Origin of the sequence: Burkholderia sp. Bp9099 (assembly GCF_003857805.1) — a bacterium.
GTDB lineage: Bacteria > Pseudomonadota > Gammaproteobacteria > Burkholderiales > Burkholderiaceae > Burkholderia.
On the sequence record NZ_QTPU01000002.1, the window covers coordinates 331,038 to 346,489 of the forward strand.

General features: G+C 65.6%; 11 protein-coding genes and 1 pseudogene. 9 read left to right on the plus strand and 3 right to left on the minus strand.

What is annotated here, in order from left to right; all coding sequences use genetic code 11:
• Positions 1-111: 111 nt before the first annotated feature.
• The gene (locus tag DIE17_RS03335) at positions 112-2,457 is read left to right on the plus strand and encodes a hypothetical protein (protein ID WP_124920660.1); all 2,346 of its coding nucleotides are present in this window, start codon (positions 112-114) and stop codon (positions 2,455-2,457) included.
• An 11-nt stretch (positions 2,458-2,468) separates the two neighbouring features.
• Positions 2,469-3,440, plus strand: coding sequence for an NAD(P)/FAD-dependent oxidoreductase (locus DIE17_RS03340; protein ID WP_124920661.1), 972 nt, complete (start codon positions 2,469-2,471; stop codon positions 3,438-3,440).
• 149 nt (positions 3,441-3,589) lie between these two features.
• On the opposite strand, the gene DIE17_RS03345 is transcribed toward DIE17_RS03340, so the two are convergent.
• Positions 3,590-3,850 (minus strand): hypothetical protein, encoded by a 261-nt coding sequence (locus DIE17_RS03345; protein WP_044848682.1) that lies wholly within the window; start codon positions 3,848-3,850, stop codon positions 3,590-3,592.
• Between the two features lie 384 nt (positions 3,851-4,234).
• Between DIE17_RS03345 and DIE17_RS03350 the strand changes: the two genes are divergently transcribed.
• The gene (locus DIE17_RS03350) at positions 4,235-4,618 is read left to right on the plus strand and encodes a hypothetical protein (RefSeq protein ID WP_124920662.1); all 384 of its coding nucleotides are present in this window, start codon (positions 4,235-4,237) and stop codon (positions 4,616-4,618) included.
• 18 nt (positions 4,619-4,636) lie between these two features.
• On the opposite strand, the gene DIE17_RS03355 is transcribed toward DIE17_RS03350, so the two are convergent.
• Positions 4,637-4,897, minus strand: coding sequence for a hypothetical protein (locus DIE17_RS03355; protein WP_044848681.1), 261 nt, complete (start codon positions 4,895-4,897; stop codon positions 4,637-4,639).
• A gap of 370 nt (positions 4,898-5,267) precedes the next feature.
• On the opposite strand from DIE17_RS03355, the gene DIE17_RS03360 reads away from it, so the two are divergent.
• The 6 genes and pseudogenes from DIE17_RS03360 to DIE17_RS03390 all read left to right on the plus strand — a co-directional run.
• Positions 5,268-6,863 (plus strand): GMC oxidoreductase, encoded by a 1,596-nt coding sequence (locus DIE17_RS03360; RefSeq protein WP_124920663.1) that lies wholly within the window; start codon positions 5,268-5,270, stop codon positions 6,861-6,863.
• A gap of 384 nt (positions 6,864-7,247) precedes the next feature.
• Entirely contained in the window at positions 7,248-8,261 is a 1,014-nt protein-coding gene (locus DIE17_RS03370) for a hypothetical protein (protein ID WP_124528811.1), read from the plus strand.
• Positions 8,262-8,301: 40 nt separating this feature from the next.
• Positions 8,302-8,481 carry a hypothetical protein gene (locus DIE17_RS03375; protein ID WP_124920664.1) on the plus strand — a complete coding sequence of 60 codons (180 nt, stop codon included), beginning with the start codon at positions 8,302-8,304 and terminating at the stop codon, positions 8,479-8,481.
• A 313-nt stretch (positions 8,482-8,794) separates the two neighbouring features.
• Positions 8,795-12,937, plus strand: coding sequence for a CheR family methyltransferase (locus tag DIE17_RS03380; protein ID WP_124920665.1), 4,143 nt, complete (start codon positions 8,795-8,797; stop codon positions 12,935-12,937).
• Positions 12,938-13,143: 206 nt separating this feature from the next.
• Complete coding sequence (locus DIE17_RS03385; RefSeq protein ID WP_124920666.1) at positions 13,144-14,148, plus strand: chemotaxis protein CheB; 1,005 nt, start codon at positions 13,144-13,146, stop codon at positions 14,146-14,148.
• Positions 14,149-14,312: 164 nt separating this feature from the next.
• A pseudogene (locus tag DIE17_RS03390) lies at positions 14,313-14,483 on the plus strand (BON domain-containing protein); the annotation flags it as partial.
• A 49-nt stretch (positions 14,484-14,532) separates the two neighbouring features.
• On the opposite strand, the gene DIE17_RS03395 reads toward DIE17_RS03390, so the two are convergent.
• Positions 14,533-15,024, minus strand: a complete 492-nt coding sequence (locus DIE17_RS03395) for a PRC-barrel domain-containing protein (RefSeq protein WP_124920668.1) — start codon at positions 15,022-15,024, stop codon at positions 14,533-14,535.
• Between the last annotated feature and the right edge of the window lie 428 nt (positions 15,025-15,452).

Sequence of the window (15,452 nt, forward strand, 5' to 3'; positions counted from 1 at the left end):
AACAAGCGCTGAAGAGGCGGCCTGCAGCGACCGGATCGACATGCGTGGGGTTCCGGGACGCGAAGCGCATCGAGCCGGCCGCTTCGAACGCACCACCGCCGGAGGCCGTCGATGCTCGTCGATGAGGTTCACGCGTTGCTGCTCGGGTTGCCGGCGCCATGGGGAGCAGCGTTCGAACGTCACGGTCTCGACCTGTCCGATTCGGGCACGCCCGAGGAGACGGCGAAGCGACTGAGCCGGCCGCTGCCGATCGACTGGGACGATCCGCGCATTCACGATCTCTGCCCGGACACCACGCGGGCGATCGAGCCCGGCGACCCGGCACGCAGTCTCGTCTATCACCTGCTTGCACTGTCCACGTGCCCGGCGCCGGATGCCGGCGTGCGCCTCGAGGCAATCGACTTGCTGGAGAACTACATCGATTCGCTGGCGCCGTTGCCGCCCGACTGGCAGACGCTGGACATCGCGGTGCTGGCTTACCACTACCGGCCCGCGCGCCGTACCGGACATCAGCAGCATGCGGACCTCGTGTTTTCGCGACTCGGCATTGCGCGCAACGGCGACGTCGACGCAAGCTACGACGAGCAGACCCGCAGCTTCGTGCCGCACGTGCCGGACGGGATCGAGCATGTCCGCGCGATGCCGGCGCGCTATGGCGCGTTTCTCGTGCGCCGGGTCACCGGCCCCGGCACGCTCGCGCTGATCGAGGGCAGGCAAGCGGGCGACGATCGGCGCACCTTCATCGAACCGGTACGCAAGCTGTTTCCCGATGAATGCCTGCCCGGACGCCGGTTGACGATGCAATATGGCCACTGCCATCGCGGTGAGAAGCTGAAGCGGGCCGTCGAGGCGCGCTGGGGCGTGCGGCCGTCGCCATCCGGCGATCTGGGCGGCGCACCGTATGCGATCTGCTCCGAGGACGCCGGCACGGCACCGCCTGCCGGCGCGAGCACCCCGGCAGTCGCACTGAAGCGTTCGGGCGCGGCCGTACTCCTGATCCCGGCCGCGCGGCCGCTGATCGAGCCGGTGAACGCCGCCAACTTCGGCGTGCACGGCTTCGGCGTGCCGGCTCGATGGCGGCTGGCCCCGCTCGCCAACCGGCGCTTCACGACGATGAGAATCATCACGAATCTGTGGAAGCTGGTGCTGGCCGCCGTCGACGACCTGCGGCAGCACTATTTTCCGCATTTCGCGCCCGCCTGGCTTCGATTTCCCGAACCGCGCAATGCACCGGAGTTCATCAACATCCGGCACAAGGCGCATGAGGACGGCTCCTGCACGGATATGCGCGCGCATCCCGTCGACCGACAGGCATTCCTCGGGGAAGTCGGCAAAGGCGGCTATCGCGCGCAGCTGTTTCTGGATCACTGCAGCGAAGGCGTCGTGACGATCCGTATCGCCGAACTGGCGGGACACGCGGTACACCCGGCCTATTCGGTCGTTGCCGCGCCGGACTTCTACCCGTATGCCGACCAGGCGGAATTGCAGCGCTGGTTCAAGGACCGTCGGATCGATCCGAAGTCGCAGTTCAGGAGCGGCTCGCCGATATCGCTCAGCGCCGAGCGCCTGCCGGCCAATCCCCATCACATCGATCCGTTCAGCCATACGCAGGCGTTTTCGCCGCGTGACGAGACGGTCGCCGTCGCGTTCAGCCGGGAGGCACGCTCGGCGCGGCGGCGGGACCGGGAAGTGCAGATGCCGCGCATGACCTCGTTTCTGTCGGACGCGTCTTCGGGCGTGTTTGCGCCCGGCTGGGACGTCACCTATGCGGGCAACCGGCGCGGCATCTTCCTCGCCACCTTCGGGCTGGGCAGCCCGTTCGCCGAAGATATCAAGCTGTGCGCGGCCTCCAACAGCTTCTGGCCCGCCGTGAGTCCTGACGCGTCCAGAACCTTCAACCGGAGCGACGCGCCGACCGCGATCCCGATGCTCGACCATGAACTCGGCCTTCATCCGTGTCATCCGCTGGTCACGCGCGGCGACGAGTCGAACACGCGGCGCGGATGGGACGGCGAATACGGCCCGTACCTGACGCCCGACGGCAGCGTGGATTACGCGGACATCGAACGCTCGGACTACGTCGCCAACGCGCTGCACGGCGAGATGCTGTACGGCGCGTTCGAGCATGTCGATTCGGCCGAGCTGGTCCGGCGCATCGGTGCATTGCGCCATGCCGTCGCCGCATGCGACCACGGGCAAACGCCGTCGCATACGAAGCTGTGGCTGGTATCCGCGCGGGCACTTCGCGAAGCCGACGCTGCGGATGCGCCGGGCGTTGCCGCGCGCTATCGCTTTCTTTTCGTTCTGCCTGCTGCCGATGCGACGCCGGCGCAGCACATGCCGGGACGGCTGCGCGTGCGCTACGGTGAGGCGATCCGTTGCGATGCGACCGAGGCCCGGGTGATCGGCCCCGTGCTGCGCAGCGCACCGGGGCCGGACGCGCTCGGGCTTTACTGAAGGGAACCGCGATGAATGCGATCGACGTGCTCGTGGTCGGCGACGGGCCTGCCGGATGCGCTGCCGCGATCGCGGCAGCAAGAGCGGGCGGCAACGTGTGGATGCTGGGCCGCGGGCGTTCGCGGGCGGCGCCGGAATGCGTGTCCGGCGCCGCGCTCGCGCTGCTCGATCGACTGGCGCCGAGTCTCGCCCGGCAACCGCATACATGGCTCGATGATGTGGCCGATGCGCAGCGGGGACGTGCGGTCATCCGCAGCCGTCTCGACGACGGCCTGCGTGCCGAAGCGCTGGCTGCCGGCGTTCGCTATTCACATACGCCCGCCGGCGGGCTTCTCGCGCGTGTCGAACACGGCGCGGTCGTGGGCATCACGCACGGCGACGGCGATGTCGGCGCGAGCACCGTGATCGATGCAACCGGCGTCAACGGGTGGCTGCGTCGCGCGATGCGGCTCGAGGTGACGACCGACTCTTCGCTGTTCTGGCTTCGCCGCGGCTACGCGCGCGGGCCACGCACGCACCCCGGCACCTACTGGAACATCGCGCGCGGCGGCTGGCTGTGGATGAGGGCGACGTCCACGTTCCGGATCTGGACGTCGCTATCGACGCTGCGCGACGGCGAGATCGCGTGGCCGGCGGACACGACACCCGTCGGACCGGTGTGGCGCGAGGGCAGGCGCTGGCAGTGCGTGCGCCGGACCGCGGGCCCGGGCTATATCGTGTGCGGCGATGCGGCGGGTTATCTCGACCCCGCGACAGGAGACGGTTTGCGTTTCGCCATCGCTTCCGGCCTGCGCGCGGGCGCAATGGCCGTCGACGTTTCGCGTCATCCCGGTCGGGTAAGCGTGCTGGCCGCGCTGTACTGCGACTGGGTGACAGACAGCTACGAGCGCAGCAGAGCCGTGTTGGCACGGAGTTACGCGCGTGCTGGGCTCGATCTCGGATGGCGCGACGCAGTCCGCTGCGCGGCAGTGGATGCGGCATGAAGGCCGGTTGCGCTTTCGACCATGCAAAGAAGCCCGCCAGCGGGACCTGGCGGGCTTGAAACGCCGCGGGACGAACCCGCGGCGGGCTGAGGAACTTCGGTACGACTCGATCGAAACACTGCTGCGACTGCAAGCAAGCATCGCGAAACTTACAAGCCCAGCTTCGCGATGACCTGGCCGCCGAGGTTGTTGATCGAGTTGGTCACGCTGGTGAGATCCTGGTGGGTCGATGCATCGACCTGCGTCACCGGCGCCGTGATGGTATTGGCGCTGGCGAACGAGAATCCGCCGCCGGTCACGATGTTGTTGATACCTGCGTTCTGGAACACGCTACCCCCGCTGACGGAAGCCATTTCCTTGCGGCTGAGTTCGTGGGCGTGGGACAGATCGTTGATCATCAGTGCGGACATGGTCAATCTCCTTGAGTGTGCTGCGGTTTGGAAAGAGCACGTTTCGTTGCGCTCGCAGCTACCAATGCACGGCGCGTGCCAGGCTCTGCTCGTGCGCGCGGGAAACACATCCAACCTCATGAAAACAAACGCAATTCAATTGGCTCGACGCCATTTCACCGGGTTCGCCGGGCAAGATCGGAGCACGGCGGTGTCGGGTTCTTCCAGACGGTTTCCGCGTCTGCTGTTCTATCCCGGCCAACAGGAACGGGACATGACGCTTGCGATTCGCGTCGAAGGCATCGACGGGCAGCCGCAGCGTGTGAGCGCCCGCGCAGGAAAGCCAGCGACGCGATGCTGCGCCGGCGGTCGACAGCAACCGGCATTGACGCAACGATCGTCACGATGTACTTCGGATCACTGAATTTAACGCGTACCATCCGGAATGGCACAACGCATCGGGACTGCCGCGCCGACGGCCAACGGGGCATCGATGCGACCACGCGGCACCATGACTGGCGCCGCGACGCCATCCGCCTCGACGAGGCGAAGCGGATCCGCATGCAGGGAAGGGAGGTCGAAGGCGCGGCGGGATCAGCCCGGCCGCTGATGGACGCGGGCGGTGCTGCCGACGGTGCGTCGGCCCGTCTGCCCGTTCATGCCGGCTTCGTTTTTGTCATGCAGGAAGCCCGCCAGGAACATGGCCTGGCGGGCTTTGAACGCCGCGAGGACAACCCCGCGGCGGGCTGGAGCGTTTCGGTCGACGCTGTCGGACACGGTTGCCGCTGAGCGGACATCCGGCGCGGCTTAGAGGCCCAGCTTTCCGACGACCAGGCCGCCGAGGTTGTTGATCGAGTTGGTCACGCTGGTGAGATCCAGGTGGGTCGATGCATCGACCTGGGTGACCGGGGCCGTGATGGTATTGGGGCTCGCGAACGAGAAGCCGCCGCCGGTTGCGATGTTGTTGATTCCGTAGTTCTGGAACACGCTACCACCGCGGACGGAAGCCATTTCCTTGCGGCTGAGTTCGTGGGCGCGGGACAGGTCGCTGATCATCAGTGCGGACATGATAAATCTCCTAAGTTTGCTGCGGTTTTGGAAGAGAGCACGTTTTCGTTGCGCTCGCAGCTACAAACGCATGGGGCGTGCCAGCCCGCATCACGCCTGCGCGATTGGTGCTTAACCCACTGAAAACAAAGGACATTCCATCCGGCTTCCGATAATTCGCCGCGTGCGCCGGGCAAGCTCGAGGAAAGACGATGTCGGGTGTTGCCAAACAATTTGCCGGGCAACTGTTTCGCGTCATCCAACACGAAGGCGGCCTGGCTGCCCGCATCGGCTTCGCTCCGTCCGGCATCGCGATGCCGCCGGAAATCCGCGGATGCTGCGGGTCGTTCGTATCGGAACCGTGGCGCACCTGCGTTAGGAGATCGTCGTCATGAGCGCGCTTGAATACGATGTCGTCGTGGTCGGCAGTGGCTTCGGGGGCGCGGTGGCGGCCTGCCGCCTCGCGGAAGCGGGATGGAGGGTGCTGGTGCTGGAGCGTGGCCGGCGCTGGACGCCGAAAACGTATCCGCGCGACGAGACCGACCTGTGGCTCTGGAACCAGCAGAACCCGCAACGCTTCCACGGCTGGGCCGACCTGCGTGTTTTTTCCGACATGTCGGTGGTGACTGCCGCGGGCGTCGGCGGCGGGTCGCTGATCTACGCCAACGTCTCGGTCGAGGCCAAACCCGACGCCTTCGAGCATGGCTGGCCGCCGGAGATCACGTACGAGGCGCTCGAGCCTTATTACCAGCGCGTGGGCTGGATGCTGTCGGTCCAGGAGGTGCCCGACAACCAGATCAGCGAACGCACCCGCTTGTTGCGCGATGCGGCCGACGCCTGCGGCTGGGGCGATCGGTATCGCAAGTTGCCGCTCGCCGTGTCGTTTTCGTCGACTTACGATCCGTCCTTGCCCGACGCGCGCGACGACAGGCATTCCGTCAGGCACGTCAACGTGCACGGGGTATCGCAAGGCACGTGCGTACACTGCGGCAATTGCGACATCGGATGCCAGGTGTCGGCGAAGAACACGCTCGATCTCAACTATCTGGCCGTGGCCGAGCGCCATGGCGCAACGATCCTGCCGCTGCACGTCGTGCACAAGCTCGAGCCGCTCGGCCAGGGATGGCGCGTGCATTTCAACGTCATCGATCCGGCCGCGGGCAGTTTCATGCCCGGATCCGTCACGGCGACCAGGGTGATCGTCAGCGCCGGATCGATCGGCAGCACCGAGCTGCTGCTGCGCTGTCGCGACGCGCATCGCACGCTGCCGAATCTATCGCCGCGGCTCGGCTGGGGCTGGGCCTTCAACGGCGACTTCGTGACGCCGGCCTTCTACGGCAGCCGGAAGATCTCGCCGTCGCACGGCGTCACCATTTCCGCCGCGATCGACCTGCTCGACGGGGCTGCCGACGAAGGTCAGCCCTTGTTCGTCGAGGATGGCGGCGTGCCCAATCTTGCGCATGATTTCGTGCGCCGCCACCTGCAGCGTTCGCACGGCAGGGCGATGCGCACGTTCTGGCGAGCCTTCGCGCGCCATTTCGATTGCGACGACCCGGTCGAGAACATGATGCCCTGGTTCGGCCAGGCGATCGATCCGGGAGACGGGCGCATGCGTCTCGGTCGCTGCTGGTTTGCGCCGTGGCGTCGCGTGTTGCGGCTCGACTGGTCGTACACGCGATCGCGGGCGGTGGTCGATGCGATGGTCGACACGCACCGGCGCCTGTCGGCCGCCACGGGCGGCGAACCCTTCGTCCCTCCGACGTGGAGCGACTTCCACAGGCTGATCACCCCGCATCCGCTCGGTGGTTGCAACATGGGGCTCACGCACGCGGATGGCGTGGTAAACGCGGACGGAAAAGTATTCGGTTACGACGGGCTCTACGTGATGGACGGTGCGACGATCCCGCGTGCGCTCGGGCTGAATCCGTCGCGCACGATCGCCGCATTGGCCGAGCGCAACGTCGCCGTGTTGCTTGGCCGGCGTTAAGCGATGGTGTTCCGGATCGGCGACGGTTGACGGGGCATCCTGATCGTCACAATGGATAGCGTGGAAACGCGCGCCGAACGCATCGGGATCGGACCGAATATCGATACGATTTCCACGCGCGTACCGTTGGGCGGTCCTGCCTTTGCGAAACGGGAGGTATTGCAGGAGGCAAACACCTATTGTTCGTTGCAGGACGGAGCGATATTGCTTCATCACGAGCAACCGGGTAAATCTGCGCTGCACGGTGGCTACTGCGAGGCGGAGATTGCGTTTGATCGTCTGCAGGCAGGAGAACCGATGCTCAAGCGCCCGGCATCAAGGGCGATGCGACAAATGGCGTTGTGTCGAACCAGGTCGCGGTTACCAAGGTCAGGGAGAGTCCAAATGGGACAGTGCCGTCGCAACTATGCGCGCTTCGTCGTCACCAGCTCGATCGCCGGTCTGGTCATTCTGGCAGGCGCGGGCCACGCGCACGCCGAGGACAATCCTGCGAGCTCGCCGGCCGGCTTCAAGCCAGCGGAAAGAAAGATCGACGTCTATGCGGTGTATGGCGACGGACGCGCGACCGAGGGTGGCGACATGCATTGGCGTGCGTACGAAGTCGGCTTCGGCGACGTCCTGAACGACTACTTCTCCGTCTATCTCGCGTATCTGAACGAGGGCCATCCGCTCAATCACCACCGCGATGGCTTCGCCGCGCTGGGTTCGTTTCGTTGGCCGCTCGGCAATCGCTTCGCGCTCGAATTGTCGGCCGGGCCGTATTTCAGCATGGACACGACACACGTCGACAATCAGCCGCGCAACGACAAGCGATGGGGGGTACGTGCGTCTGCAGCGGTGCGGTATTACGTCGTTCCCGACCGCTTCTTCCTCAAAGTGCAGTACAACCACGTGCAGATGATCGGCGGATTCAACTCCGACGCGGTGCTCTTCGGCATCGGCTCGGATTTTGGCGGCGATCCGGGACCGGCGTTTTCGGACGGCAAGACGCAGGTCGGCGTGTGGGCCGGGACGTCGCAGACGAACCGTCCGCAAGTGCCGATCGAAAAGGGCTACATGGTCGAAGTCAAGCGACCGCTCGGCAATGCGTGGGCCTATTCGGCGAGCTTCATCTACGAGGGCAACAACGGCGTCGCCGGCCGCAGAGGCGTGGCAGCGCAAATCTGGTACGTCGCGCCGATCAGGAGCAAATGGACGCTTTCGGCAGGCGTAGGTCCGTACCTGTCGCGTGATCGGGACGAGGCCTCGAGCACAACGAGGCTCAACGCGTTGCTCAGCGCACAGGTGACGTATCAGGTCACGCCCGATTGGGCGGCGAGCTTGCGCTTCAATCGCGTCGCAACCGGCAACGACAAGGATCAGGACATGTTCATGGTCGGCGTGGCACGCAATTTCTAGCGCTTGTTTTCAAGCGCAGGCGCATTCTGTTCACAGAGCGTTGCTCGACAAGGCAAAGAACCCTGCGGTCAGCGAGCGGTACGGCGGCATGGGCAGCGCGCTCGAGCACGGGTGGCGCCTCGACGTTCCCGCGATGCGAATCGAGACGCATGCCCATGCGCGGGCCGGTGCGCCTGTCGGCAATAGCGTATCGCGGCGCAACGGGACGACCGGCGAATGAATTCGGGGTCAGGGTGCCGGCCCATGGCTCGATCGCCGCGTACAATACGCACGAGCGCCCGTGCAAGGTCTCGTGAGCACGAACAGGCTGCCGAATATCCATCAGGCGCTTGGACGAAACCGGCTTCACCGGTCGATATCGCGAGCCCGTGCGGTCGCCTTCGAGCGCGCTTCCGATAGCCGGCTGCCAACCTGATAGAGTGCATGGCCACGAACAGGCCCGGCTCGTTGCGGAACTGCGCCCCGATCCATGTGACGCCCCAGCGGTTGGCGCCCGACAGGCGACGGCCAGCTACAGCATCAGGAGAAAATCAATGTCACGGCAAGAGCCGACCCATCAGGAGCAGCCACACTCGTCCACCGCGGTGAAGAGCGATCTGCCGTTTCCGGTTGTGGGCATCGGGGCATCCGCTGGCGGCACGACGGCCTTGCAGACCTTCTTCGAGAGCGCGCCGACGGGCATGGACATGGCGTTCGTGGTCATCGTCCATCTGGCACCGGCACAAGTCAGCCATATGGACAACGTCCTGCAGCACACGACGGGTATGCCGGTGCATCAGGTCACGACCACGATAGCGATCGAAAAAAACCATATCTACGTGATCGCACCCGGCATGCAGCTGGAGATGTCCGACGGTTGCCTTCGCTGTAGCCCGCTGAGCTCCGCCGAAGGCGCCGCGCTCTCGATCGACCACTTTTTCCGGACGCTGGCGGACGCTCACGACTCGCGCGCGATCGGCATCGTGCTGTCCGGTACCGGCTCGGACGGCGCGGCGGGCTTGAGCCGTATCAAGGAGGCGGGCGGCATCACGCTCGCCCAGACGCCGGACGATGCGGAGTACGCGGAGATGCCGCAGCACGCGATCTCGACGGCGCGCGTCGATATCGTGCTGCCGGCGGCCGAGATGCCGCAAAAATTGCTGGACCTCTGGGCGAATGCGCGACGCATCGAGCAACAGACCCTCGAACTCACGCAGATGCAGCAAATCGGCGATCGGCCCGGCGCCAATGATCCCGAACGGGCGCTGTCGGACATCCTGATGCACCTGCGGGTACGCACCGGCCACGATTTCAGGCTGTACAAGCGGGCGACGGTGCTGCGACGTATCGAGCGGCGCATGCAGGTGAACGGCCAGCGCGACATGCTCGCGTACCGCGACTTCCTGCGGACCGCGCCGGACGAGGCCAACGCGCTGCTGGCCGACATGCTGATCGGCGTGACCCAGTTTTTCCGCGATCGCGAGGCCTTCGACTTCCTCGAACGCGAGGTGATCGCCCAGTTGTTCGCGCCGGAATCCGCCGAGGAGCAGGTGCGGGTCTGGGTGGCCGGATGCGCGACGGGGGAAGAGGCGTATTCGATCTCGCTGCTGCTCGCGCGGGCACGCGAGGCGTCGATGTCGAGCCAGGCGATCCAGGTATTTGCGACCGATATCGACGAAGCCGCGATCGTCCGCGCACGCACGGGCTCCTACCCGCTGTCGATCGCGACGGACGTGCCTGCGCCGCTGCTGCAGCGCTACTTCACGCGCGAGGGCGCGCACTACGTGATTGCCAAGGCTGTGCGCGAGCGCATCCTGTTCGCCGCCCACAGCCTGCTGCGCGATCCGCCGTTCTCGCACCTCGACCTAATCTCGTGCCGCAACGTGCTGATCTACCTGGAGCGCGCGGTGCAGCGGCAGATCCTCGAGTTGTTTCATTTCGCGTTGCGTCCGAACGGCTATCTGTTCCTCGGCACCGCGGAATCGGCCGACGCAGCCGACGATCTGTTTACGGTCGTCGACAAGAAGCGGCGGATCTACCAGGCGCGCGTCGTCACGCATCGCGCGAAACCGGTCACGGGCTTCCCGCCGCTTTTCCAGGTCGAATCCGGCGGGGACGAGCGCTCCGCGCCTCAACCGCCGATGCGGGTTCCGGCCAGCCCGGCCCAGCGCAACTTCTCCTATTCGGAGCTTCATCAGCGTGCGCTGGAAACCTATTCACCGCCGAGCGTCATCATCGACAAGGAATCCAACGTGGTTCACCTGTCGGACAACGCCGGGCGATTCCTGCGGCATGTCGGCGGGGAGCTGTCCAGCAACATCATGACGCTGGTGCTGCCGGACGTGCGGCTCGACTTGCGCACGGCCATTTTCCGCGCGCTGCAAACGGGCACGAGCGTCGAGGCGCGGCGCGTCAAGTGGACGCACGAGGCCCGCGTGTCGTGGATCAACATGACGGTCAGGCCGTTTCACGACAAGGTCGCCAATTCGGAATTCCTGCTGATCGTGTTCGACGAGGTGGCCGGCCGCATGACCGAGGAGGATCAGGCGGAAGCGAGCGGACAGGATCCGGTGCTCGCGCAGCTCGAACAGGAGTTGCAGCACAGCCGCGAGCAACTGGCGACGATCATCGAGCAGTATGAAACGTCGGTCGAGGAGCTGAAGGCGTCGAACGAGGAGCTGCAGGCGATCAACGAGGAACTGCGCTCGACGAGCGAGGAGCTCGAAAGCAGCAAGGAAGAACTGCAGTCGGTCAACGAAGAGCTGACCACGGCGAACGCCGAAATGCAGGCGCGCATCGAGGACACGGCAAAGGCGAACGACGACCTTCACAACATCATCGCGTCGAGCGAAATCGCCACCGTCTTCGTCGACAAGGAGATCCGCGTCAAGCGCTTCACGCCGAACGCGACGGCGATCTTCAACCTGATCGATACGGACCTCGGCCGGTCGCTGTTCCATATTACGCACGCGCTGCGATATCCGACGCTCGCGGACGATGTCCGCCAGTCGTTCCAGTCGCTGCGCCTGATCGAACGCGAAATCGAGAGCGAAACGGGACGGTGGTACCTGATGCGGCTGTTGCCTTATCGCACCGCGGACGATCACATCGACGGCGCCGTCATTACGCTCATCGACATCACCGACCGGCATCACGCGGAAGAAGCGGCACGCGCGGGCGAGCAACGCCTGCGGCTGGTCGCGCAGTCGACCAAGGACTACGCGATCATCATCCAGGACAACAACGGATCGATCGTCAGCTGGAATGCCGGCGCCGAACGCATCTTCGGCTATACGGAGGACGAGATGATCGGTCAGGACGTGGAGCTGATCTACGAACCGAACGACCGGCAGGCGCTCGTGCCGGCGCGCGAGCGCGACATCGCGACCCGGGAAGGGCGCGCGGACGACGAGCGCTGGCACCGCACCAAGGACGGGCGCCGCATCTTCTGCAGCGGCGTCGTCACGCCGATTTCGGACACCTCGTTCAGCGGGTTCGCGAAGATCGTTCGCGATCTGACGTCGCGCAAGCAGAGCGAGGATGCGAACCGGGAAGCGCTCGCGCGGGAACAGGCCGCACGCGAGCAGGCCCTGAGCTCGAACCAGCTGAAGGACGAGTTCATCGCGGTGCTGTCGCACGAGCTGCGACATCCGCTCAACCTGATCGGCGTCAAGTCGGAGATGCTGCCGCGCCTTCCCGAGACGCGCGACATTCCCGCCGTGCGCGAGGCGGCCGATTCGATCCGCCAGGCCGTACGCGCGCAGGCACAGATCATCGACGACCTGCTCGACCTGTCGCGCATCCAGACCGGAAAGCTGGCACTCGACGTATCGCGGGTCGACCTGACGGCCATCTTGCGCACGATCGCGGATACGTGCGAGGCCGACGCGCATGCGCGCGGGCTGGTTCTGAAAACGGAGTTGCCGGCCGGTCCGGCCATCGCGCTCGCCGATCCGGTGAGATGCGAGCAGATATTCTGGAACCTGATGTCCAATGCGCTGAAATTCACGCCGCCGCATGGGCAGATCGTGGTGCAGTTGACGCACGAAGGGCGGATGCTGCGTGTCGACGTCGTCGACAACGGCCAGGGCATCGATCGCGAGATGCTTCCGCATGTATTCGACATGTTTCGGCAGGCGCCGCGCGACAGGGCTCGCGGTGGCCTCGGCATCGGTCTGGCGCTCGTGCGGCAACTCGTCGAGATGCACGGCGGCCGGATTTCGGCGGCTTCCGATGGTCAGGGGCAAGGCACGCGGATGACGGTATGGCTGCCGGCCGCGGCGGACGAGCGCGCGGTGGCCGCCACCGGCGGTGACGTGTCGGAGCGGAGCATCGCCGGCCTGCGCGTGCTGCTCGTCGAGGATGACCAGGAGACGGCGCTGTCGCTCACTGCGCTGCTGGAGTTGGCGGGCGCGGTGGTCAGCATCGCCGAAACCGCCGCCTCGGCGCTCGAGATCCTGTCGACGACACCAATCGACGCGATCGTGTCCGACATCGGGCTACCGGACATGGACGGCTACGAGTTGCTTCGCCGGGTCAAGGCCGACCCCCGGTGGGCGAACCTGAAGGTCGTCGCGTTGACCGGCCGTAACCGCCAGGACGACGTCGACGCTGCCGCAGACGCCGGATTCGATGCGCATCTCGCCAAACCGCTGGATTTCGGGATGCTGCTTGCCGCATTGACGGACCTTAAGTGAGGTCGCGCGCCAGTCCAATTCGCGTGTGACGGGATGGCAGCGGACGACGGTCCGCTGTCGTCCATCTGCATGCATTCGTCCCCGCGCGTCGAGGTCGTCTATTCGAGCGTCGGTCGGCGCTTCGTACCGCCTGCTCGTACGTGGTTCATTCGGCGGCATCCCGTATCGGGCACTAATCTTGCTGCACCATCCGCATAGGAGGTGCCATGAACCACCGAGACATTGTTGTCATCGCCTCGTCCCGCGGTGGCCTCGCGGTACTCCGGACGCTGGTGGCGGGCGTTGCCGCGGATCTCCCGGTGCCGATTTGCATCGTGCAGCACATCGGCCGGCATCGGACGATCCTGCCGGAGCTGCTGACGCGATGGGGTCCCTTGCTGGCAAGCCAGGCGATGCATGGGGAACGCCCCGAGCAGGGAAGGATTTACATCGCGCCGCCGGATCGGCACATGATCCTACGCGGCGGGATCTTCTTGTTGCTCGATACCGCTGCCGAAAACTACACCCGTCCGGCCGCCGATCCGCTGTTTCGATCGGCGGCACGTGAATACGGCGCCGGGGTGGTCGGCGTGGTGCTCAGCGGCGATCTGGACGACGGCGCAGCCGGACTGGCCGCAATCCGGGCCCGCGACGGCTACGGGATCGTTCAGGACCCCGATGAGTGCGACGCGCCTTCCATGCCGCGCAGCGCGCTTGCCGCGGCGGGCGCCGATGCGATCGCCCGGGCCGATGAGCTGCCGCGGACCATTCATGCAGCGGTCTACGGTGCACGTGTGGAGGGGAGAGACAAGATGGCAGAGTTGCGCGATCTGGACGAAGAGGCCCGGCTTGCGGAGCGCGGCCTCGTGACGCCACAGCTTCTTGATGCGATCGGCGAACGCTCCGCGCTCACATGCCCCAGTTGCCACGGCGTGTTGTGGCGCATGAGTGACGATCGCCCGTTGCGCTATCGGTGCCATACCGGGCACGCGTTCTCCGTGCTTTCGCTGGAGGACGCGCAGGCGCAGAAAGCGGAAGACACGATATGGGCGGCGATCCGGGCGGTTCACGAACGAATGATCTTTGCGCTCGAGCGCCAGAAATGGGCCCGACAGAGCGGCAACGCCGAGGACGTTGCAATCGAGCAGGCCCGCATCGATGAGAACGAGCAACTCGCGGAGGTCCTGCGCAATGCCGTGGGGGCGACGATGCACCGGAGCGAAACGCAGTAAGCGGACGCTGACTGGAAACGCGGCAGACGACGTATGTTTCAGGGTGGCCTCGATTTCCGTTCAGTTTTCCGATGAGAGCGATCTCGACCGCATGCGGTCTTGCGAACTGCCCCAATAGACATCGGCTTTAGATCAAACGGTTGTTGTCTGGATGGCAACGCGTGGGCAAGGACAACGTGTCGTCAGGCGATATCCACGTGAAGACGCGCCACGGCGACGTCGTGCTGACGGGCAGTGTGCCGGACCTGCAGCAGCGCACGCTCGCCGTCAATACGGTGAAGCAGGTCGATGGCGTGCAACACGCCCACGACCAGCTCACGAGCCGGCCCAGATGACGGCGCACGTTTCCATGCTGCTCTCCTGCGACGATGCAACCGCCGCGTGTCAGCACTGGCGTCCGTCGTGCCCAGGAACATTCGGCGCCATCTCGTCTTCAGGCATATCGGACCCGAACTCGTCATCGACGCTCCAGTGAGGCACGCTGCTGTAGTAGTCGCGGATCGGTCCGGCCCATTGCGGATCGACCAGAGCCGGCCAGTGGTCCTTGTCGAATCCCGGTGCGCTGCGAACCTGTTCGATTGATACCGACAACACGAAGCACTTGTGTGCAGCGTCAAGCGTGAGCTCGTTCCATGGAATTGCGAGCAGCTTGTCGCCAATCCCGAGCAGGCCGCCGCTCGACAGCACCGCATAGGCGACTCGACCGGAGCCGACATCGAGCATGATCGCCTTGATCCTGCCGGCGTGGTCGCCGTCCGCGGTGAGCACTTTGTCGCCTTCGAGCGTACTGGCGGCCATGAAGTCGGGGCCCGGGCCGCGCGCAGTTTCACGTTCCTTGCGAATGATGCGGGTTCTGTGGTGGTCGGTGGTGTTCATGGTGATCCTACTGGCTGGCGCGAATGTCGACTGTGTCGGGCAGCGTTTCGCGCGGGTGAGTTTCCAAATCGGCGGGACGCGTCGCGCATCGTCGACATGCTGCTCCGAACGATACGCATGCGTGCCGCCGTGATACGCATACGGCGGCGTCGAATGTACGGCGCGCCGGCCCAGGGTCAACGCGTCGTCGCCGGCGTGGTGGGGTTTGGTCGTGTCGGATGCTCCTTCGGGGCACGCGCTCGCCAGCGCAACGGACGTTCCCGCGGCGGCGTGGCTATGCCGCTTGCGGCAGCCCCTCCCGTCACATCACGACGCCAGCGCCGCGGCCGGGCGGGGGAGCGAGCCTGCGGGCCGCGACATGGCAACGCCGTGCAACGCCCGCAACGGCGGCGTCGCCAATGCAGGAGGGCGCTACGACTTGGCCGGAA